This is a genomic window from Bradyrhizobium sp. USDA 4011 (assembly GCF_054063415.1).
The window spans coordinates 1,929,856-1,951,157 of record NZ_JBSSGG010000001.1 but is presented as its reverse complement, the minus strand read 5'-3'; the positions used below and the strand labels follow the sequence as shown (position 1 = coordinate 1,951,157).

General features: G+C 64.7%; 20 protein-coding genes. 13 read left to right on the top strand and 7 right to left on the bottom strand.

Annotation, left to right across the window (positions count from 1 at the left end):
* Positions 1-105 precede the first annotated feature (105 nt).
* The 3 genes from ACVW1C_RS09015 (at position 106) to ACVW1C_RS09005 (ending at position 3,439) form a co-directional block, all read left to right on the top strand.
* Positions 106-537 carry a hypothetical protein gene (locus ACVW1C_RS09015; protein ID WP_456758119.1) on the top strand — a complete coding sequence of 144 codons (432 nt, stop codon included), beginning with the start codon at positions 106-108 and terminating at the stop codon, positions 535-537.
* A gap of 336 nt (positions 538-873) precedes the next feature.
* Positions 874-2,454, top strand: a complete 1,581-nt coding sequence (locus tag ACVW1C_RS09010) for an alkaline phosphatase D family protein (RefSeq protein WP_456758118.1) — start codon at positions 874-876, stop codon at positions 2,452-2,454.
* 166 nt (positions 2,455-2,620) lie between these two features.
* Positions 2,621-3,439, top strand: coding sequence for an aldo/keto reductase (locus ACVW1C_RS09005; protein ID WP_456758117.1), 819 nt, complete (start codon positions 2,621-2,623; stop codon positions 3,437-3,439).
* Between the two features lie 90 nt (positions 3,440-3,529).
* Here ACVW1C_RS09005 and ACVW1C_RS09000 read toward each other — a convergent pair whose 3' ends face one another.
* Positions 3,530-3,745, bottom strand: coding sequence for a hypothetical protein (locus ACVW1C_RS09000; protein ID WP_456763026.1), 216 nt, complete (start codon positions 3,743-3,745; stop codon positions 3,530-3,532).
* A gap of 160 nt (positions 3,746-3,905) precedes the next feature.
* Between ACVW1C_RS09000 and ACVW1C_RS08995 the strand changes: the two genes are divergently transcribed.
* The 3 genes from ACVW1C_RS08995 (at position 3,906) to hpaD (ending at position 6,427) form a co-directional block, all read left to right on the top strand.
* Positions 3,906-5,186, top strand: a complete 1,281-nt coding sequence (locus ACVW1C_RS08995; RefSeq protein WP_456758116.1) for an amidohydrolase family protein — start codon at positions 3,906-3,908, stop codon at positions 5,184-5,186.
* Positions 5,187-5,276: 90 nt separating this feature from the next.
* Positions 5,277-5,549, top strand: a complete 273-nt coding sequence (locus ACVW1C_RS08990) for a helix-turn-helix domain-containing protein (RefSeq protein ID WP_456758115.1) — start codon at positions 5,277-5,279, stop codon at positions 5,547-5,549.
* A gap of 23 nt (positions 5,550-5,572) precedes the next feature.
* Positions 5,573-6,427: a 3,4-dihydroxyphenylacetate 2,3-dioxygenase gene (hpaD, locus tag ACVW1C_RS08985; RefSeq protein ID WP_456758114.1), complete on the top strand. Its 855-nt coding sequence runs from the start codon at positions 5,573-5,575 to the stop codon at positions 6,425-6,427.
* A gap of 18 nt (positions 6,428-6,445) precedes the next feature.
* On the opposite strand, the gene ACVW1C_RS08980 is transcribed toward hpaD, so the two are convergent.
* Positions 6,446-7,684, bottom strand: a complete 1,239-nt coding sequence (locus tag ACVW1C_RS08980) for an aminotransferase-like domain-containing protein (protein WP_456758113.1) — start codon at positions 7,682-7,684, stop codon at positions 6,446-6,448.
* 61 nt (positions 7,685-7,745) lie between these two features.
* The gene (locus ACVW1C_RS08975; protein ID WP_456758112.1) at positions 7,746-8,288 is read right to left on the bottom strand and encodes a DUF3124 domain-containing protein; all 543 of its coding nucleotides are present in this window, start codon (positions 8,286-8,288) and stop codon (positions 7,746-7,748) included.
* A 59-nt stretch (positions 8,289-8,347) separates the two neighbouring features.
* On the opposite strand from ACVW1C_RS08975, the gene ACVW1C_RS08970 reads away from it, so the two are divergent.
* The 4 genes from ACVW1C_RS08970 (at position 8,348) to ACVW1C_RS08955 (ending at position 13,856) form a co-directional block, all read left to right on the top strand.
* The gene (locus ACVW1C_RS08970) at positions 8,348-10,105 is read left to right on the top strand and encodes a cation:proton antiporter domain-containing protein (protein WP_456758111.1); all 1,758 of its coding nucleotides are present in this window, start codon (positions 8,348-8,350) and stop codon (positions 10,103-10,105) included.
* A 251-nt stretch (positions 10,106-10,356) separates the two neighbouring features.
* Positions 10,357-11,433 (top strand): 3,4-dihydroxy-2-butanone-4-phosphate synthase, encoded by a 1,077-nt coding sequence (gene ribB, locus ACVW1C_RS08965; protein WP_456758110.1) that lies wholly within the window; start codon positions 10,357-10,359, stop codon positions 11,431-11,433.
* A gap of 130 nt (positions 11,434-11,563) precedes the next feature.
* A complete protein-coding gene (locus ACVW1C_RS08960) occupies positions 11,564-12,778 on the top strand; it encodes an acyl-CoA dehydrogenase (RefSeq protein WP_028334515.1) in 1,215 nt (404 codons plus the stop codon).
* A gap of 160 nt (positions 12,779-12,938) precedes the next feature.
* A complete protein-coding gene (locus tag ACVW1C_RS08955; RefSeq protein ID WP_456758109.1) occupies positions 12,939-13,856 on the top strand; it encodes an MBL fold metallo-hydrolase in 918 nt (305 codons plus the stop codon).
* 149 nt (positions 13,857-14,005) lie between these two features.
* On the opposite strand, the gene ACVW1C_RS08950 is transcribed toward ACVW1C_RS08955, so the two are convergent.
* Positions 14,006-14,863 (bottom strand): DUF1499 domain-containing protein, encoded by an 858-nt coding sequence (locus ACVW1C_RS08950; protein WP_456758108.1) that lies wholly within the window; start codon positions 14,861-14,863, stop codon positions 14,006-14,008.
* A 272-nt stretch (positions 14,864-15,135) separates the two neighbouring features.
* Positions 15,136-16,764 (bottom strand): fatty-acid--CoA ligase, encoded by a 1,629-nt coding sequence (locus ACVW1C_RS08945; RefSeq protein ID WP_456758107.1) that lies wholly within the window; start codon positions 16,762-16,764, stop codon positions 15,136-15,138.
* Between the two features lie 76 nt (positions 16,765-16,840).
* Between ACVW1C_RS08945 and ACVW1C_RS08940 the strand changes: the two genes are divergently transcribed.
* Positions 16,841-18,016 carry an extensin family protein gene (locus ACVW1C_RS08940; protein WP_456758106.1) on the top strand — a complete coding sequence of 392 codons (1,176 nt, stop codon included), beginning with the start codon at positions 16,841-16,843 and terminating at the stop codon, positions 18,014-18,016.
* A gap of 23 nt (positions 18,017-18,039) precedes the next feature.
* Here the strand turns inward: ACVW1C_RS08940 and ACVW1C_RS08935 are convergent, their stop codons facing one another.
* Positions 18,040-18,717, bottom strand: a complete 678-nt coding sequence (locus ACVW1C_RS08935; protein ID WP_173641394.1) for a L,D-transpeptidase — start codon at positions 18,715-18,717, stop codon at positions 18,040-18,042.
* Positions 18,718-19,066: 349 nt separating this feature from the next.
* Between ACVW1C_RS08935 and ACVW1C_RS08930 the strand changes: the two genes are divergently transcribed.
* Both ACVW1C_RS08930 and ACVW1C_RS08925 read left to right on the top strand, forming a co-directional pair.
* Positions 19,067-20,044: a magnesium transporter CorA family protein gene (locus tag ACVW1C_RS08930; protein WP_456758105.1), complete on the top strand. Its 978-nt coding sequence runs from the start codon at positions 19,067-19,069 to the stop codon at positions 20,042-20,044.
* Between the two features lie 131 nt (positions 20,045-20,175).
* Entirely contained in the window at positions 20,176-20,397 is a 222-nt protein-coding gene (locus tag ACVW1C_RS08925) for a hypothetical protein (protein ID WP_456758104.1), read from the top strand.
* Between the two features lie 139 nt (positions 20,398-20,536).
* On the opposite strand, the gene ACVW1C_RS08920 is transcribed toward ACVW1C_RS08925, so the two are convergent.
* Complete coding sequence (locus tag ACVW1C_RS08920) at positions 20,537-21,289, bottom strand: SDR family NAD(P)-dependent oxidoreductase (protein WP_456758103.1); 753 nt, start codon at positions 21,287-21,289, stop codon at positions 20,537-20,539.
* Between the last annotated feature and the right edge of the window lie 13 nt (positions 21,290-21,302).

The window sequence follows — 21,302 nt, the reverse complement described above, 5'->3', positions numbered from 1 at the left end:
CGCTTTGGTTGACCGGTAACCCTGCCCGCAAGGCGCGGCTGGATTCGCGCGGCCGGGCTCCTACATGATGGCTGTTCTGTTCGAGTGATTTCAGGAGGCCCTTTGATGGTCCTGAAAAGCGCTTTTGTTGCAACTGTTTGCACCGCGTGCCTGGCGTTGGGGGGCGTGGCGTTGGCTGACGACTACCGCCCAAGCGAGTTCTTCAGCCTCGATCTCTCGCGGGCCGTGCTCTCGCCGAAGCCGCTTGGCCCGCCGGCGAAGTTCGAGCCGGTTCCGGTCGAGGCGAAGACCGACCACGGACCTGATCAGCGCGCCAATGTCGAGCCTCAGGTCGAGCAGCCCAAGGTCGAGCCGCAGAAGGCCGTGCGCACGACCAAGGTGACGGCGCCGCATGAGCGGAAGCGCACGGTCGCGCACGTCCCCGCCCGCGCCAAGCTCGCGCGGCGGCATTCGAACCCGCTCGATGCGGAAGCCCGCGACACCAGGATCCAGACCTGGCCGTGCCGCAGCGGCGGCATCTGCAACTGGCAGCGGTGAGGGCGGTTCGGCGGTCTCACGCCAACTCGCGCGCGCGTTCGTACCAATACCAAACCCGTCATCCTGAGGAGGCCGCGAAGCGGCCGTCTCGAAGGATGAATCGACCGCGCTCTTGCAGCCGGGCCGATTCATCCTTCGAGGCTCGCTCCGCTCTCACCTCAGGATGACGGGTTCGGCGTTTGCGCGCTTGGCGCCTGGCGACACCATTCAGATCTCCATCTCGACCCCAGAGTCACACCGCCGTCGCAAAACCGTCGGCGCAGAGTCAAGAAACCGTAAGGGCGGAGTCAAACAGCGCAGGCAAAACTTTCGTTGCGATTCGACGAAGGTTATTCGATGCCGACAGCGATCTCCGCGAGGGGGCGAGGCCTCACAAGGCGTCAGCTTCTGGTGCGCTCGGCGTCGACGGCCGCGCTGGCGGGGCTGGGCGCGCTGGCAAGGCCATATCTGAGCCGCGCCGCGGATCGGCCTGCGATCGCGGGCATCCAGTCCGGCGACGTCGCCAGCGATTCCGCGGTGATCTGGGCCCGCGCCGATCGCGCCGCGCGCATGCAGATCGAATGCGCCGCGGTCGAGAGCTTTGCCACCATCCTGCGCCGCGCGTCCGCCGATGCTCTGCCCGAGCGCGACTTCACCGCAAAGCTGTTGCTCGATGGCCTGCCGCCGGGACAGGACCTGTTCTATCGCATCAGCTTCGAGGATCGCGACGGGACCGCAGGCGAGAGCCGCATTGGGCATTTGCGCACCGCGCCGGTCGACCGCCGCTCAGTCTCGTTCGTCTGGTCCGGCGACGTGGTCGGGCAGGGCTGGGGCATCGACCCCGCGCGCGGCGGCCTGCGCAGCTATCGCACCATGCTGAACGAGCGCCCGGATTTCTTCATCCATTCCGGCGACCACATCTATGCCGATTGCACGGTGCCGCGCGAGCAGACCCTGCCGAACGGCGAGATCTGGCGCAACCTCGTTACCGAGGAGAAATCCGTCGTCGCGCACAGCCTCGAGGAGTTTCGCGGCAACTACAAATACAACTGGCTCGACGACAACTTCCGCGCCTTCCACGCCGAGGTGCCGATGTTCGCGCAATGGGACGACCACGAGGTGGCCGACGACTGGTCGCCAATCGGCACCGCCGACGCAACCGGCTATGACGCGGACGGCACCTCGCGCCTGGTGGCGCGGGCGCGCCGCGCCTTCCATGAATTCATGCCGATGCGGCTGATGCCGGAGCGCGACGGCCGGGTCTATCGCAAGATCGCCTACGGGCCGCTGCTCGACGTCTTCCTCATCGACATGCGCTCCTACCGCGATTCCAACTGGAACAAGCGAGGCGATCCGGACCAGGCGTTCATCCTCGGCGAGAGCCAGCTCGCCTGGCTGAAACGGGAGCTGGTGGCGTCGGACGCCGTCTGGAAGGTGATCGCGGCGGATCTGCCGATCGGCCTCGTCAGCCTGGACGCCGCCGCGCTTGGCGACGGCCCGCCGGAGCGGCGCGAGCACGAGATCGCCGATCTCTTGTCCTTCATGAAGCGCGCCGGCATCCGCAACACGGTGTGGCTCACCGCCGACATGCACTACACCGCCGCGCATCATTATGATCCGAACCGCGCCGTGTTCCAGGAGTTCGAGCCGTTCTGGGAGTTCGTCTCCGGTCCGCTGCATGCCGGCACCTGGTCGCCGGGCGAGCTCGACAACACCTTTGGGCCGAAGGCGATGTACCAGAAAGGTTGCTCGGCCGAGCAGGGCGATAATCTCGCGCCGTGCTTCGGCCTGCAGTTCTTCGGCCGCGTCGACATCGACGGCAGGACCGGCGTGATGACGGTGACGCTGAAGGACGTCGACAACCACGATCTCTGGTCGGTCGACATCGAGCCGCGGCCGGATGCGCGGCCCGGCCAGATCATGGCGCAGCACATCTAGACCAGCCTCCATCCCGTCGCGACATCTTGATTGCGGGCGGCTTGCCCGAACGGCCGGTTTGCGGGCAGACTGTGGTTCGGCAGTCCTGCCAATTTCATTCCTTACAGACAACTTGCTGGCGTGACGTCGTCGATGACATCGGCGGCCCACGCGTCAGGAGCTATCCATGGACAATCTGCAGACACAGGGCATCAGCCTGCCGCAACTCGGGCTCGGCACCTTCCGCATGCAGGGCGATGCCTGCCGCGCGGCGGTCGAGAGCGCGCTCGGGCTCGGTTACCGGCATATCGACACCGCCGAGATGTATGGCAATGAGGAAGCGATCGGGGCCGCGATCGCGGACGCGAAGGTCGCGCGCAAGGACCTGCATGTGACCACCAAGGTCTGGCACGAGAACTTGGCGCCGGACGCGATCCGGAAAGCGTTCGACGCCAGCCTGAAGAAGCTGCGCCTTGATCACGTCGACCTCTATCTGGTGCACTGGCCGTCGCGGAGCATGAAGCTGCCGGCTGTCTTCGAGACGTTGATGAAGCTGAAGGAGGAAGGCCGCACCCGCGCGATCGGCGTCGCCAATTTCACCACCGCGCTGCTCAAGACCGTGGTCGAGGACATCAAGGCGCCGATCGCCTGCAACCAGATCGAGTATCACGCGATGCTGGACCAGACGCCGGTGCGGAAATATCTCGCCGCGAAATCGATTCAGCTGGTGGCTTACTGTCCGCTGGCGCAGGGCCGCTTCGCCACCGACGAGACGCTGGCGAAAATCGGCAGCAAGCATGATGCGACCGCAGCGCAGGTGGCGCTGAAATGGCTGCTCGACCAGGACGGCGTTGCGGCGATCCCGAAAGCCTCGCGTGCCGAGAGCCAAAAGGCCAATCTCGGCGCGCTGAAGGTCAAGCTCGACGACGACGACCGCAAGGCGATCGCCGCGCTGCGCAAGGACATGCGCTGCGTCAATCCGGGTTTTGCGCCGGCGTGGGATTGAGCCGTCGACCTTCCGATACGATTGCTGAAAAAGAAAATGGCTCCGCGAGGAGCCATTTCCGTTGTGTCGGTCTCTTGGATGTGTCGGCGGTTAGTAGCGGTCCCGCCTGATGACCGTCACGCGATCATGGTCGTGATGCCAGCCGCGATGCCAGCCATGGTCATGGCGCATCTCGGCGCGCGCGCCCCAGCCACGATCCCAGTGATGATGGCCGCGCTTGATCACGACGGTCTCGGCGCTCGCGATCGACGGAACGGCCACTGCAAGCGTACCAATCGCCGCAAGAACAAAACCAATCTTTTTCATTTCATCCTCCTCAATGATGCGGGGAGGAAACCGGGCAGGCATCGAAACGTTCCTCAGGAACCGGCGGAGTTTTCTGAACGGTTGTTCAGGTGGTCTTGCCTAACCACCGGGTCCGACGCATCATCGCTTCATAAAAATCAATGTTCGGGGGGACGTTGCCGTGGGTGAATTTTCACGCCGGGATTTTCTAAAGGGTACGGGATCGGCCGCTGCTGCTGTCATCACAGGGCCGGCCGCTGCGGCGATGGGGCCGGACGACAAATTCGACCTCGTCATCAAAAGCGGCGACGTGATCGATCCGAGCCAGTCATTGCGCGGCAAGCGCGACATCGGCATCCGCTGGGGCCTGATCGAGGCGATCGAGGACGAGATCCCTGCCGCGCGCGCCGTCAAGACCATCGACGCATCGGGCAAGCTCGTGATGCCGGGCCTCGTCGATCTGCACTGCCACGTCTATCCCTACGGCTCGGCGATCGGCATTCCCGCCGACGAGCTGGTGCAGTTCCAGGGCACCACGACGGTCGTCTCGGCCGGCGATGCCGGCGTCAACAATCTCGCGGCGCTGCGCCGCTTCATCGTGGCGCAGTCGCGGACGCGGATCTATGCCTTCGTCCATATCGCCAACAACGGCCTGTCGGCCTTCCCGGTGGCCGAGCTCTACAACATCGACAACGCTCAGGTCGAAGCCTGCGCGATGGCGCTCGCCGAGAACCCTGACTTCCTGATCGGGGTCAAGGTACGGATGTCGGAGAACGTCATCTTCAAGCACGGCGTCGAGCCGCTGAAGCGCGGCATCCAGGCCTGCGAGATGTGCGGCTGGCCGGCGCGGATGATGGTGCATATCGGCGGCGTCGAGACCAGGGAGTTGATGTCCGACATCCTCGACCTGCTGCGTCCGGGCGATATCCTCACCCACGCCTATTCCGGCGCGCCGAACATGTCCGGCGCCTTCACCAACATCGTGCAGGACGGCAAGCTGCTGCCGGCGGCGCTCGCGGCCAAGCAGCGCGGCGTGCTGTTCGACGTCGGCCATGGCGGCGGCAGCTTCGATTTCACGGTGGCCGAGATCGCGATCCCCGCCGGCTGCACGCCCGATACGATCTCCTCCGACATCCACGTCTTCTCCGGCAATTCGCCCGGCATCCCGTTCCTGCCCAACGTGATGAGCAAGTTCCTGGCGATGGGCTCCTCGCTGGATCAGGTGGTGGCGATGGCGACCTCTGTGCCGGCGCGGATCATCAACCGCACCCCGAAGATCGGCACGCTGCAGCGCGGGGCCCCCGGCGATGTCGCGATCATGGACCTCATCGAAGGCCCGGTGTCCTTCGTCGACACCCGCAATAACAAGCGCGACGGCAATCTGCAGCTGAAGCCGGTGCAGACCGTGGTCAACGGCGTGCCGTTCGGCCGACCCTATCAGGCGCCGTTTTCGGTGCGATAAGCGGCAGGCCCCGCCGGTTTCCTGTCATTGATCCGCGTCAAGGACAGGAAATCTTGCTCGTCGATGATGGGCAATCATAAGAGGCACGTCGTGACTGGGAATCGTTCCTCCATAGACCGATCGGCACGTTCTTCCGCGCCTGGTGGTACGTCGTTTTCCGAAAGCGACTTTCTGCGGCAACTGGGCGAGGCCATGCGCGGGGCGCGGGCCAATATCGGCATGACGCGTCGCGAACTGGCCCGCCGATCCGGCGTGTCGCAGCGCTACATTGCTCTCATCGAAGCGGGCAAGGGCAACGTCTCAATCTTGCTGTTGCTGCGCATTTTGAACGCGTTCCGCAGCGACGCCCCCAAGGCCGCCTGACCGGGAAGGGGAAGATCACGCCGATGGGTGAACTCGTTCTTGCTGCCAAGGTCAGCCACGTACCGTCCCTGATGCTGTCGGAACGCCCCGATCACCCGCTGCACGATGCGCGGGCCGGCGCGGTCGCCGCATTGCATGAACTCGGCCGGCGCGCCAGGGAACGCGGCGTGTCGACCTTCGTGGTGTTCGATACGCATTGGCTGTCCAATTTCGGCTACCACATCAACGCCAATGCGCGGCACGGCGGCTCATTCACGAGCCACGAGGCGCCGCAGATGATCAGGGATCTGCGCTACGATTGGCCGGGGAATACCGCGCTTGCGGAAGCGATTGCGAGCGAGGCGGAGAGCGATGGTCTCAATGTGATGGCGCACCGGGTCGAAAGCCTCGGTCTTGAATACGGCACCATCGTCCCGATGCACTACCTGAACCAGGATGGCTGGGCCAAGGTCGTTTCGGTTGCGTCGCCGCTGTTCACCTCGATGGAGGAGAGCCGGCTGCTCGGTGAAGCGACCCGCCGTGCGATCGCGCGGTCCGGCGAGCGGGTCGCGCTGCTCGCCAGCGGATCGCTGTCGCATCGGTTATTGCCGAACAAGAAGCTTGGCCCCGACGCCTGGACATCGATAGCCAGCGAATTCAATCGCCAGGTCGATCTGCGCGTGCTCGAACTGTGGCAGCAGCGCCGTTACCGGGAGTTCCTCGACATGCTCCCCGATTACGCCGTCCGGTGCAACGGCGAGGGTGGCATGGCCGACACCATCATGCTGTTTGCCGCGCTCGGCTGGTATGATTTTCATGGCGCGGCCGAGCAGCTTTGCGATTATTTCCCGTCGAGCGGCAGCGGCCAGGTGCATGTGGAATTTCACCTGACCGCGTGAGACGGCGAATGCGGATCGCTAGCCGCGCTTCTCCACATTGCTGCTGCGCGCCGGCACGCCGAATTCCTTGCGGCACACCTCGGCCAGCACGGCGACGCCCTCGCGGATCTGCTCGTGCGACGGGCTGGCGAAGCAGAGGCGGAGCCGGCTGGCGGAATGCGCCTTGCTGGTCGACCATTCCGGTCCCGGATTGATCGAGACGCCGGCGGCGAGCGCCGCCTGATAGAGCTTCATGGTGTCGACATTGTCGGGCAGCTTGACCCAGAGGAAGATGCCGCCCTTGGGCGCCTCGAATTCGGCCGCGGTGCCGAACTGCTCGTTCAGCGCCTCCATCAGCGTGTCGAGCTTGGCGCGCAGGCCCTTTGTCAGGCGCGGCACGTGGGTCGCAAAATGCGGCGCGCAATATTCCGAGAGCACCATCTGCTCCAGCGCGCCGGAGCCGGCGTCGGTCTTCAGCGGCAGCATCCGCGACGTGATCGCCCAGGGCGCGACGATGAAGCCGACCCGCAGCGCCGGAGCGATCGACTTCGAGAACGAGCCGATATGGATCACGCCGCCGTGCTGGCTCATGGCATAGATCGCGGGCGGCCGTTCGCCGTTCCAGATCAGATCGGCATAGCAATCGTCCTCGAAGATCGGCACGCCGTATTCCTTGGACAGCTTCAGCATCTCGGCGCGGCGGCTCTCGGGGAGGATCGAGCCGGTCGGGTTCTGCACGGTCGGAATGGTGTAGATGTATTTCGGCGTGATGCCGCGCCGCTTGTGATCGGCGAGTGCTGCGGCAAGCGCATCGATCCGGATGCCGTCGCCGTCGAGGGGAATGCCGACCGCGTTGACGCCGAGCCGGGTCAGCCGGTTCAGCGAGCCCTGATAGGTCTCCTGCTCGATCAGCACGGTGTCGCCCCTGGCGAGCAGCGTGTGATTGACGAGGTCAAGCGCCTGCAGCGAGCCGGAGACGATCATGATCTCGTCCGGCGTGCAGGCAATCCCGGCATCGCGCTTCAGTTTCTCGGTGAGGAACTGGCGGAGCGGCAGATAGCCCTGCGGCCCGTGCGCGAGGTTGTAGGTCGCAAGATTCCTGCCCTCGCGCTTCAGCACGGCATTGACCGCCTCGATCAGCCCATCGACCGGGACCTGGTCGGGATCGTTGTTGCCGCCGACGAAGCTGTATTTGGCGAGCCCGGTCCAGCGCGCGGCCGGCGCAGGTAGGCCGGCCGGAAGCAGCGGTGCAAAGTCGAACTGGGCTGAGGTGGACATGGACGTTTCGCTCCGTGTTGTTGTCGTTGAGAAGGACCGCCGGAAGCGGCCTTCCATGAAGTCAGTTCTTGCTTATCAGCCGGATCGGGCGACCCTGGCTGATGAAGGCATAGTGCCCGGCGCCGACGCTGCCGACCATCAATGCCTCGACCGCCGGTTCCGCGATCTCGCCGGCGGCCGCCCAATCGACCACGAAATTCGCGCCGGTGCCGCCGCGGGTATCGGTCGTGGCGATCGAGACCTCGACGGTCGCAAACGGTTTTAGCGCGACCGGCGATTTGAGGTAGCTCTCCACCATCTTGCCTGATGTGTCGAAATAAGCGATCCGCTTCAGCACCAGCGGCCTCGTCTCCGAGGCGTTGTGCACGCTCAGCGTCACCGAGAAATCGGCCCTGAGCTTGCCCTCGCTCATCGACACGCTGGAATAGACCGGCACGTAGAATGCACCGGAGGCCGTGAGGCCTTCCGATGGCATCGCCGTCAGTGAGTTCGCAAAATTTTGCTCAATACTTGCCGAGGATTGTGCTAGCGCCTCGGTCATGCGCACGGTGAGCAGGCAGAGCAAAACTGCCAGAAAAATGCCGCCTGCGCGGATGTGACACATTGCTCGGTTGATCCTCACGCCCGGCCCTCTAGGTTGCGGCAACAGGAAGTCTTTGACGCATGCATGAACTCATTCGCGATATCACGCTCTGTATCCTGTTTGCCTGGGGGATTGGGCTGCTTGCCCATTTCTCCCGGCAACCGCTGATACTGGCGTACCTTATCGCCGGCTTTTTCATTGGTCCATTCGGCATGGGCTGGGTCAAGTCCCAGGAATCGATCAGCGTCATCTCCGAGCTCGGCCTGATCTTCATGCTGTTCATGATCGGGCTGGAAATCGACCTCAAGAAGATCGTCCGTGCCGGCAAGGTCATCCTGTTCGCCGGCGCCGGCGAGCTGATCGGAGGCTGCCTGATCGGTGTGGCGTTCTTTGCCGGGATCGGGCTTGCGATCGGCGGCGGCAAGTTCGATGCGATCTATCTCTGCGTCGCCTGCGCGCTGTCCTCGACCGTCATCATCGTCAAGGTGCTCTATGAGAAGCGCGAGCTGGACACGCTGCCGGGCCGCATCACGCTCGGCGTGCTGGTGCTGCAGGACATCTTCGCGATCCTGTTCCTGGCCGTGCAGCCGAGCCTGGACAATCTGCAGATCAGCGTCGTGCTGCTGTCGATCGCCCGCGTCGCGGTGCTGGTCGCGACCGCGCTGGTGCTGAGCCGCTACGTGCTGCCGCGGCTGTTCCACCAGATCGCGCGCCGGCCCGAACTGGTGCTGCTCGGCGCGCTCGCCTGGTGCTTCCTGATCGGCGAGATCGCCGAGCGGCTGCACCTGTCGCGCGAGATGGGCTCGCTGGTCGCCGGCGTCTCGATCTCGACCTTTCCCTACGCGCTCGACGTCACCGCCAAGGTCACGACGCTCAGGGATTTCTTCATCACGCTGTTCTTCGTGGCGCTCGGCATGACGATCCCGATCCCGGGCTTACAGGTGATCTGGCTTGCGCTGGTGATCGCGGCATTCACGGTGGCGAGCCGCCTGGTCACGACGTTTACGCCGCTCTATCTGATGAAGCAGGGCCTGCGCGCCAGCCTGCTGCCGGCGATCAATCTGGCGCAGATTTCTGAGTTCTCGCTGGTGGTGATCCAGACCGGCGTTGCCGCCAACCATATCGGGACCGAAACCGCGAATGCGGCCTCGTTCGCCTTCGTGGTGCTGGCGGTGCTCTCGACCTTCGCGATGGCCCGCAGCGATCAGATCGTGCGCGGCCTGATCGCTCCGTTGAAGCGGATCGGGCTGCGTGATCTCGACCATCGACGCGAGGGCGGCGGCGAGGCCGGGCAGGAGGGCGGCCAAGAGGGTGGGCAAGAGGGTGGACATGGCGAAATCCGGCGCATCGTGATCCTCGGCTTCTTCCGTGCCGCGAGCGCGCTGATCAGCCAGATCGAGCGGCAGAACCAGTCGCTGCTCGAGCAGATCAGCGTCATCGACTTCAACCCGCTGGTGTTCCGCACGCTGACCGACCGCGGCATGCACGTAATCTATGGCGACATCAGCAATGTCGATACGCTGGTTCACGCCGGCATCGGCAAGGCCGAGATCATCATCCTGAGCGTGCCGGATTTCCTCTTGGTCGGTGCCGACAATGAGAAGCTGGTACGCCACGTCCGCGCCCTGAATCCGACCGCGAAGGTTGTTGCTACCGCCGATCTCCTGACCGGTGTCGACGATCTCTACAAGGCCGGCGCCGACTACGTGACGGTGACCCGGCTCAGCGACGCCGGCGAGCTCTATTCGGTGATCGAGGCGGCCGACGCCGGCCTGCTCGACGACAAGCGCGCCGAGTTGGACGCCCAGCTCAGCGACCGGCGCGAGGTGCTGCCGTAAGCGAGGTTTCCCTGACCTCTTCCCATCGGGGAGCGGTCGCGCTGAAAGCGCGGGTGAGGGGGGCTCAGCTCTCACGAGGGCGGCAGCCCCTCACCCGGATTGCATCCGGCGATGCAATCCGACCTCTCCCTTTGGGAGAGCCGGAGCGTCTTGGTATGCCTGCCGGACGCATGGCGGGTTGCATAATGATACTGGCGCTGACATCGGAACCCGGCTAATCCACTGCCTGCATAAAGCGAGATGTCAGGACAATGGCCGATACGATCCAGGAAGTGCTGCAAGCCTTTGCGAAGGGTGAACTCGTCGTCGTCACCGACGATGACGATCGGGAAGGCGAGGGCGATTTGATCGTCGCGGCGTCGTTCTGCACGGTGGAAAAGATGGCCTTCATCATCCGCCACACCTCCGGCATCGTGTGCGCGCCGATCACCACCGAGGACGCCCGCCGGCTGCGGCTCGACCCGATGGTGGCGCATAATGAGTCCAACCACACCACGGCTTTCACCGTCTCGATCGACTACAAGCCCGATGGCGGCACCGGCATCTCCGCCGATGAACGCGCCTCCTGCTGCCGCGCGCTCGCCAATCCCAATGCCGGCGCCAACGATTTCGCGCGCCCCGGCCACATCTTCCCGCTGATCGCGCGCGACGGCGGCGTGCTGCTGCGCTCCGGCCACACCGAGGCCGCGGTCGATCTGTGCCGGCTCTCCGGCTTGCCGCCGGTCGGCGTCATCAGCGAGCTGATGAACGACGATGGAACCGTGATGAAGGGCGAGCAGGTCGCGAAATTCGCCGCCGCCCACAAACTCAAGCATGTCACGATCGCGGACATGATCGCCTATCGCCAGGCGCGCGAGAAGCTGATCGAGCGGGTCGCGACCTTCACCACCGAAAGCCCGATCGGCCCGCTGCAGGGCTATGCCTATCGCTCGCCGTTCGACGAGATCATGCACGCGGCCTTCGTCTATAACGGCGTCGGCGATGGCCGGGACGTGCTGACCCGGCTGCACAAGCCCAATATCGTGACGGACCTCTTCACAGGGCCGGCGCGGATGGAAGCCGTGTTGCGGCACTTCAAGGCTGCCGGCCGCGGCGTGCTGGTCTATCTGCGGGATGGTGCCGCCGGAGTTCCGGTCCAGCCGGTGAGCGAGCAGAAATCGGCGGAGGCCGATCGCAACAAGCAGTGGCGCGAGGTCGGCGTTGGCGCACAGATCCTGCGCGATCTCGGCATCACCTCGATCCGCCACCTGACCTCTTCGGTGCACGACTACAAGGGTTTGTCCGGTTTCGGCATCGAGATCGTGTCGAACGAGCGGCTGGAGTGCTGACGCGGGTCATTCCGGGCGCGATGCGTGCGCATCGCCCCGGGCGCGACATACGCCCAATTCAATTGCGCTTGGCAGCATAGCGCTTTAATTTATCCGCCAATTTCCGAGAGACGATGCGAAAGGATGTTTCATGAGCGTGCGCCCCCAGGCCAAGGACAAGCCGGCTGCCGCCAGCTTCCAGTGGGATGATCCGTTCCTGCTCGACGACCAGCTCACCGAAGACGAGCGCCTGATCCGCGACACCGCGCGGGCCTATGCGCAGGACAAGCTGCTGCCGCGGGTCACCAAGGCCTATCTGGAAGAGAAGACCGATCGCGAGATATTCAACGAGATGGGCGAGCTCGGCCTGATCGGCGTGACGCTGCCGGAGGAATATGGCTGCGCCAATGCGAGCTACGTGGCCTATGGCCTGGTGGCGCGCGAGATCGAGCGCGTCGATAGCGGCTATCGCTCGATGAACTCGGTGCAGTCGTCGCTGGTGATGTATCCGATCTACGCCTATGGCGACGAGAACCAGCGCAAGAAATATCTCCCCAAGCTCGCGACCGGCGAATGGGTCGGCTGCTTCGGCCTGACCGAGCCGGACGCCGGTTCCGACCCCGGCGGCATGAAGACCCGCGCCGAGAAGGTGGCCGACGGCTACAAGCTGAACGGCGCCAAGATGTGGATCTCGAATGCGCCGATCGCCGACGTATTCGTGGTGTGGGCCAAGTCGGCCGCGCATGACAACCAGATCCGCGGCTTCATCCTGGAGAAGGGCATGAAGGGCCTGTCGGCGCCGAAAGTCGGCGGCAAGCTCTCGCTGCGCGCCTCGATCACCGGCGAGATCGTGCTCGACAACGTCGTGGTGCCGGAAAGCGCACTGCTGCCCAACGTCTCCGGCCTCAAGGGCCCGTTCGGCTGCCTCAACCGCGCCCGCTACGGCATCTCCTGGGGCGCGCTTGGCGCCGCCGAGGACTGCATGCACCGCGCGCGCCAATACACGCTCGACCGCAAGCAGTTCGGCCGGCCGCTCGCCGCCACCCAGCTGGTGCAGAAGAAGCTCGCCGACATGGAGACCGAGATCGCGCTCGGCCTGCAGGCGAGCCTGCGGGTCGGCCGCCTGATGGACGAGGGCAAGATGGCGCCCGAGATGATCTCGATCGTCAAGCGCAACAATTGCGGCAAGTCGCTCGACATCGCTCGCATGGCGCGCGACATGCACGGCGGCAACGGCATCCAGATCGAGTATCACGTGATGCGTCACGCCGCGAACCTCGAGACTGTCAACACCTATGAGGGCACGCACGACGTCCACGCGCTGATCCTCGGCCGCGCGATCACCGGCATCCAGGCGTTCTCGTAAGGTCCCGCAGGCGTCATCCTGAGGTGCGCGCCCCTTGGCGCGCCTCGAAGGATGACGAGAGGTGGTGCCCGACATCCTTCGAGGCTCGCAAGCGCTCGCACCTCCCGAGTGAGCGCGAAGCGCTCATCCGGGGATGACGGCTCACAAGGAATCGGATCCCATGGCCGACAACGACGACATCCCGTTCAACCGCGATTTTCCGCTGAAGCCCGGCGTGGTCGAGCAGGTCCGGCCCGGCGTACGCCGTGTCCTCTGCAACAATCCGAGCCCGTTCACCTTCACCGGCACGGTCAGCTACATCGTGGGACAGGGCAAGGTCGCGATCATCGATCCCGGTCCCGACGATGAGGCGCATGCGAAGGCGCTGCTCGATGCGGTCAAGGGCGAGACCGTGACGCATATCCTGGTCACCCATACCCATCGCGATCATTCGCCGAACACGCCGCGGATCAAGGCTGCGACCGGCGCGCCTGTCTATGCCGAAGGGCCGCACCGCGCCTCGCGCCCGCGCTTCGAGAGCGAGAGGCACAATCCGGAATCCGGCGCCGACCGCGATTTCCGGCCCGACATCGAGGTCAAGCACGGCGACGTGATCGAGGGCAGTGGCTTCGCGCTCGAGGCGGTTGCCACCCCCGGTCACACCGCCAATCACCTGGCGTTTGCCTGGGCCGAGCGCAGCATCAATTTCGTCGGCGACCATGTGATGGGCTGGTCGACCTCGATCGTGGCGCCGCCGGACGGTTCGATGATCGACTACATGGCCTCGCTCGAGCAACTGGGACAGCGCCCCGAGCAGCTCTATTTCTCCGGCCACGGCCCGGAGATTCCGGAAGGCCCGCGCTATGTCCGTTTCCTGGCGCGGCATCGCCGGGCGCGCGAGGCGTCGATCCTGCATCGCCTCGGCAAGGGCGAGGCCGACATCCCGACCATGGTGCGGGCGATCTATATCGGGCTCGACCCGCGCCTCGCCAATGCCGCCGGCTATTCGGTGCTGGCGCATCTGGAGGATCTGGTCGCGCGCGGCATCGTGGCGACGGATGGCGATCCGGTGATCGGCGGCACGTACCGGATGGCTTAGTTCGTCATTCCGGGGCTCGCCAACGGGTCCGCACGAAGCGCGGCCCGATGACAGGCTCCGCGAGAACCCGGAATCCATTTCAGCGCGGAGGCTGCGGTCCGATGGATTGCGGGCTCGCGCTGCGCGCGCCCCGGAATGATGGGGGGAGATTATTTCTTCACGGTCTTCGCCGGCGGCGCCTTCGGCGCGACCGGGGCTGCCTTCTTCGCCGGCTTGGCGTTTTCGTTGTCGGCGGCGGTGTTGAGGTCCTCGATCAGCTTCTTGACCCGCGCGGCGTTGCTGCCGAGATCGGCGTCGAAATAGCGCGAGGCGGAGCGGATATCGACGCGCGAGTCCTCTTCGTCGGGCGTGACCCGGATCGAGACGTCCTCGCGGAAACCCATGATCGGCGTGCGCGCCACCGCCTCGATGCGGCCGATCCGGCGCGGCGGCTGCGGCGCGCGTGCGTCGATGACGAGCCATTTGCGGCGGTTCACCAGTCGCAAGGTCATCTCATAGGCACGGTCGACCGGGGTTTCCAGTTCGACGGTTTCGATATCGGGATAGGCGGCGCGCTGCTTCTCGGCCGAATAGAGGCCGGCATAGGCAGCCGGGTTGGTGCCTTCGCCGGTGCGCAGCCGCGCCAGCGCCTCGAATTTCGGCGGGTCGATCGCGTCGGTGGTGACGTCGTAGATCCGTGGCAGCTTGCGGTACTGATAGGTCAGATAGGCCGGGTAGGCGAGGATCGCGGCGTCGATCAGGAGCGCGAGCAGGATCCGGCCCATGCCGCGGGTGCCGTTTTGCCAGATCGCGGCGAAGGCGGCCAGCCCGAGCAGGATCGACAGGCTGGCCAGGCCAAGCGCACCGAAGAAGGTCGCCAGCGCAGGCTTGACCTCCAGGAACCCGAACCGGACGATGATGATCGAGACCAGCACCGCGACGACGGAGAAGATGGCGAGGTTGCGCGACCAGGTGGCGAGACCGGACACGGGCTCCTGCTGGTAGGGAGCGGAAAACCTGCGCGCCATGGTCGAAAAATCTGCCGGTTGAGATGTCGTTGGGCGACCTCGGCCGCCGCGATCAGTCGTGTGAGACCACGGACCTGCGGCGAATTCAAGGGATTTGGGACATTCTTATCCTACCCTGGAGGGGGAGGATCGGTTCGCATGAAATGCGAACCGAGGTGGGGTGAAGGTCTCTCAAATCGGGCGCTGCCCGAGTGGAGAGATCACCCACCCCGCCTCACATCTCGCTTTGCTCGCTGTGAGCCGACCCTCCCCCTCCAGGGGAGCGTGAAGCGTCAAGCCGCGGCGGTCGGGAAGGCGTAATCCTTGAACTGGTCGCGCAGCGCGGTCTTCAGGATCTTGCCGGTCGCGGTGTGGGGAATGCCGTCGACGAAGACGACGTCGTCGGGCATCCACCATTTGGCGATCTTGCCGTCCATGAACTTCAGGATGTCCTCGCGCGTGGCGGTCTCGCCCTGCTTGAGCTGCACGATCAGCAGCGGCCGCTCATCCCATTTGGGGTGATGGACGCCGATCACGGCCGCCTCCGCGACCGCCGGGTGGCCGACCGCGAGGTTCTCGAGATCGATCGAGGAAATCCATTCGCCGCCGGACTTGATCACGTCCTTGGAGCGGTCGGTGATCCGCATGTAGCCGTGCTCATCCATCGTCGAGACGTCGCCGGTGTCGAAGAAGCCTGCGTCGTCGAGGATGTTGGCATCAATCCGGAAGTAGGCTTTCGCGATCGCGGGGCCGGAGACCTTGAGACGGCCGAAGGTCTTGCCGTCCCACGGCAGCTCCTTGCCGGCGTCGTCGGTGATCTTCATCTCGACGCCGAATGGCGGATATCCCTGGGTCTGCAGGATGTCGAGCCGCTCCTCGCCGGTGCGCGTGTTGAATGGCGGCTTCAGCGTTGCCAGCGTGCCGAGCGGGCTCATCTCGGTCATGCCCCAGGCGTGGCGCACCTGGCTGCCCATGTCGAGGAACGCCTTGATCATCGAGCGCGGCATCGCCGAGCCGCCGCAGATCACCATCTGCAGATCCGGCAGCTTGAGATTGTTGGCGGCCATGTATTGCAGCAGCATCAGCCACACCGTCGGGACACCCGCGGTATGGGTGACCTTCTCGGTCGACAGCAGTTCGTACACCGAGGCACCGTCGAGCTTCGGGCCTGGCATCACCAGCTTGGTGCCCATCGATGGCGCGGAGAAGGCGATGCCCCAGCTGTTGGCATGGAACAAGGGGACGACCGGAAGCATTGTGTCCGACGCGGAGGTGCCGAGCGCGTCCTTCGAGTTGGCCATCAGCGCGTGCAACACGTTGGACCGGTGCGAATAGAGGACACCCTTGGGATCGCCCGTCGTGCCGGAGGTGTAGCACATCGCCGCGGCGGTGTTCTCGTCGAAGCTCTTCCACGCGAACTTGCCGTCGGATGCCGCGATCCAGTCCTCGTAGGCGACCGCGTTCTTCAGCGTGGTCTGCGGCATGTGCGCCTTGTCGGTCAGCACCACGTAGCGCTCGACGCTCGGCAGCTGGCTGGCGATCTTCTCCAGCACCGGAACGAAGGTGAGGTCGGTGATGACGATGCGGTCCTGGGCGTGGTTGACGATCCAGGCGATCTGTTCCGGAAACAGGCGTGGATTGATCGTATGGCAGATCGCGCCGATCCCCATGATGCCGTACCAGACCTCGAGGTGGCGCCAGGTGTTCCAGGCGATGGTGGCGACGCGGTCGCCGAGCTTGATGCCGTCGCGTTCCAGGCTCTGCGAGACCTTCAGCGCGCGGGCGTGGATTTGGGCGTAGGTGGTGCGATGAATGGGGCCTTCGACCGACCGGGTCACGACTTCCTGCGTGCCGTGATATTTGGCGGCGTGCTCAATAATCTTGTGGCACAGCAAAGGCCAGTCTTGCATCAAGCCAAGCATACGCAAATCCCTCCTCGATCCTCACGCATGATCTGCCGGCATCTTGGACGGCCGGCAGTAAAATCATGGAACTGACATGAACTGTAGCGCGGAGAAAGCAAGCCGAAAATGGCCTGATGGCGCGTTTCGTCGCGGGGGCGCGGCAATGGTTACCGCTGCCGCCGCGCTGTTGTGCCTTGGCATGCAAGCGGGATCCGCGCAGGCCGCCCGCGGCGCGCCTGGCTTTCCCTTGGACGAGCTGTTCGGCACCCGGCCGCACAGGGCGCACAAGGCGGTCCGCCGCTCAGCGGTGCCGCTGCCGAAGCCACGCCCCGCGGAGGCGCCGGCAGCAGCTGACGCGCCTGCGGCTGCGGAGCCCGAGCCGCCGGCGGCTGCGGCACCGCCACAGGCCGCGCCTGCCGAGGCTGCCGGTCCCGGCGAGACGGCCAAGCCAACCGAAGCAGCCAAGCCGGCCGAGCAGCCCAAGCCGCAGCTTTCGGCCTGCCGGCAGGCCCTCACCGAGGAAATCGCGATCGCGCCGAGCATTCCGGATATCCACGGCGCCGGCGGCTGCGGCGGCGAGGATCTGGTGCGGCTCGAGGCCATCGTGCTGCCGGACAAGCGCGAGGTCGCGGTCAAGCCCGCGGCGATCCTCCGCTGCAAGATGGCAAGTGCGGTTGCGGACTGGGTCCGCACCGATATCGCGCCGCTGGCGCAGAGCCTCGGGGGCGGGATCAGCAATCTCGACAATTTCGACTCGTTCGAGTGCCGCGGCCGCAATCGCGTCGCCGGCGCGCAGCTCTCCGAACATGGCCGCGCCAATGCGCTCGACGTGCGCGCCTTCGGTCTCGCCAACGGCAAGTCGATCTCGCTGACCGACCGCAGCGTGCCGCGCGATCTGCGCGAGACCGTGCTGCATTCGGTCTGCGGCCGCTTCTCCACCGTGCTCGGTCCGGGCTCGGACTGGTACCACGAGGACCACATCCATCTCGACCTGACGGAGCGCCGCAACAATTACCGGATCTGCCAGTGGAACGTTTACGATCCGCTGCCGCGTGTCGCGCCGCTGTTGCCGGCCGAGCGCCCCGAAGAGGCGCCGCCGCGCGAGGTCGCCGCCAAATCGGACGCATCCAAGCCGGACCGATCCGAAGCCGACCGCGGCAAGGCCGATGCGCCGGATGCGGCGAAATCAGATGATGCGGCCGCGCCCGACGGCGCTGCCGAGACCAAGCCGCAGCCAACAAAAAAGCGCCGGCATAGCCGGCGCCTTTGATCGCGACTGCGACGTGATTGGGATCAGTAGGTCGTGCCGCCGGCGCCCTGCAGCGCCATCTGCGGCTTGTAGGGCGAGTCGCCGTGCTTCGGCTCCAGCACCACGACGATGGTGCCGAGCTTGACGCGGTTGTAGAGGTCGATGACGTCCTCGTTGGTCATGCGGATGCAGCCCGAGGAGATCGACGAGCCGATGTATTCCGGCTGGTTGGTGCCGTGGATGCGGAACAGGGTGTCCTTGCCGCCCGAGTAGAGATACATCGCGCGCGAGCCCATCGGATTGTCCGGGCCCGGTGCCACGAAGGTCGGGACGCCGAGGCGCGAGATTTCGCCGGGGGTGGGGTGCCAGGCCGGCCATTCGGTCATGCTGCCGACCTTGGCGATGCCGGACCAGGCCATGGCTTCTTCGCCGACGGTGATGCCGTAGCGGATCGCCTTGCCGTCGTTCAGCACGTAATAGAGGTAATGGTTGTCGGAATCGACCACGATCGAGCCGGGGGCTTCCTTGCGGTGGTACTCGACGATGGCGCGGCGGAACGGTTCAGCCACCGGCGTCTTGACGTAGGTGGTCTTGGCCAGGAGTTCCTTGTCACGTGGCTTGAAGGCGGCCGTGTTGGTTGCCTCATAGGTCGTGGCCTGCATGCAGCCCGACAACATCAGGCCCGCGGCCAGGATCCCGAAGGTAACTTTGAACGACGACATGATTACATTCCAATCGAAAATCCGCGCCCGAAAGCGCCAACATTACGCCTCAAACGCCACGATTCCATGAAGGGCATTATTGCCGAAACGTGCCATTATTCCCAGAGTTTAGATGCCTTTCCCGCATCGCGGGACGTCCCCTGTGGCTTTTTTGCCGCAAGTCTTCTGGTGTGGGGCCAGTTCTTGTGCAAACAGGCAACGGTTGTTCAATCGAAGCTGCTTCAACGTCACATTCCCGCCGCCTGGCGGCCACAAAGGTGGATGTCCGGTTAATCGCCCAGTCATGAAGCGCCAGCCAGAATCACGCTAGATCGACGGGTCTTGCCAGCCCTGTTTCGTGGAGTCCGTGATGCTGTCGGTGTTCGTTCCCTCCGATTTTTCCCTGAAGAGGGCCGCCGCCACCGACCTCGGCGCGCTGCCGGAGGGTGCGGTCTGGGTCGACCTGGTGAACCCGACCGTCGAGGAGGATCGTGCCGTCGAGAAGCTTGCGGGCATCGCGGTTCCGACCCGGGAAGACATGCAGGAGATCGAGATCTCCAGCCGGCTCTATATCGAGAACAGCGCCCGCTACATGACCGCGACGCTGATGTGCCAATCCGACACCGATATGCCGCGCACCACGGCGGTCACCTTCATCCTGACCGGCCATCGGCTGGTCACGGTGCGCTACGACCTGCCGAAGCCGTTCGCGCTGGTCGAGAACAAGCTGGCCCGGGCCTGTTCCCCCGGCATCACCGGCGAGCAGGTGCTGATGGAACTGCTGGATGCGGTGATCGACCGCTGCGCGGACATTCTGGAGCGCTGCGGGGCCGACATCGACCAGGTCTCCCACGAGATCTTCGAGCCGGAGGCCGAGCGCCACGGTCACGCCAAGCGATATTCGCAGATCCTGATCGCGATCGGCCGCAAGGGCGACCTGACCTCGAAGGTCCGCGAAAGCCTGGTCTCGATCGGCCGCCTCGTCACGTTCCTTTCGGCGATCGTGGAAGGGGTGAAATGGTCCAAGGACATGCGCGAGCAGCTCAAGACCATGCAGCGTGACGTGGCCTCACTGACCGACCACGCTTCCTATCTCTCCAACAAGATCACCTTCGTGCTCGACGCCATGCTCGGCGTGGTCAATCTGGAACAGAACAACATCATCAAGCTGTTCTCGGTGATGGCGGTGGTGCTGATGCCGCCGACGCTGATTGCCTCGGTCTACGGCATGAATTTCAAGATCATGCCGGAACTCGAATGGACGCACGGCTATCCGTTCGCGCTGGTGCTGATGCTGATCGCAGCGATCGTGCCGTACTGGATCTTCAAGTGGAAAAAGTGGCTATAGCGCCGGTTCCACACGTCGCGTTTTGGGACGCGCTTTCTGCCTTATTTCCTCTGCTAAAATTTGAGCGTTGCGCTGAACGTTTGGGCGAAACTTGTCTGCGATAACGCCCGCCTCGAAGCCGGAGGACAGCAATGGTTGAGAAGATCATAACGCCACGGCGTAACGTCATCGACTTTGCGCGCTATCAACACGACCGCGCAGCAGGCAAGGTGCAGGCGATCTCGCCGAGACTTTGCCGCTACTGTGGCGCTGCGTTGCTTGATGGCGAGGACGAAGACGATTGCTCCAGCGCGTTGAACGACATCGCGCTGCAGCCGATTGAGAAGAAGTCTCGCCGGTTTTATGCGGACTAGAGGCTGAGGCCTTTTGGAGGCAGAAGCCTCGTCTGCGTCGTTACGCCTGCAATCGAAGCAATCCCTGACGGCCGCGGCGGCGGCCGGGATCGCCTCGAACCTCTCGCTTCCTTCCCCGAACTAACATCCAAGCCACAGCTCAGACGTGCTGGCCACCGTTGATGTGGATCTCGGCGCCGTTCACGTAGGAGCTGGTTTCCGTGCACAGCACGTAGATGATCTTGGCGACCTCGTCCGGAGTGCCGAGGCGATGCATCGGGATTTGCTGGTCGACGATCCTCTCGGTGCCCGGCGACAGGATCGAAGTATCGATCTCGCCCGGTGCGATCGAATTGACGCGCACGCCGACGCGGCCGAAGTCGGATGCCATTTCCCGCGTCAGTGACGCCAGCGCGGCTTTCGAGGTCGCATAGGCAACGCCGGCGAACGGATGCACGCGCGAGCCGGCGATCGAGGTGACATTCACCACCGCGCCCTTGGCGTGCCTGAGCTCGTCGATCAGCCCGCGGGCCAGCATGATGGGCGCGAAGAAGTTGACGCGGAACACGTGCAGCCAGGTCTCGATATCGGTGTCCATGGTCCCGAGCCGCGCGCCGCCCGTCCCCTTCGGCGAGATCGCGGCATTGTTGACCAGCGCGTGCAACTCGTCGTTCACCAACCGTTTGCGGATCTCGCTGATCGCGCGAACCGTGTCGTCATGGTCGCCGAAATCGACCTCGATGTGATCTTCCGGTCCAGCGCCCCAGGGGCAGACTTCCGGAAATGCATGCCGCGAACAGGTGATGACGCGCCAGCCGGCGGAAGCAAATCGGATCGCGGTGGCGTGACCGATGCCGCGGCTGGCACCGGTCAGGAGCAGGGTACGGCGCGGCGCGTTGGAAGGAGGGGACATGGTGTCTTTCAGG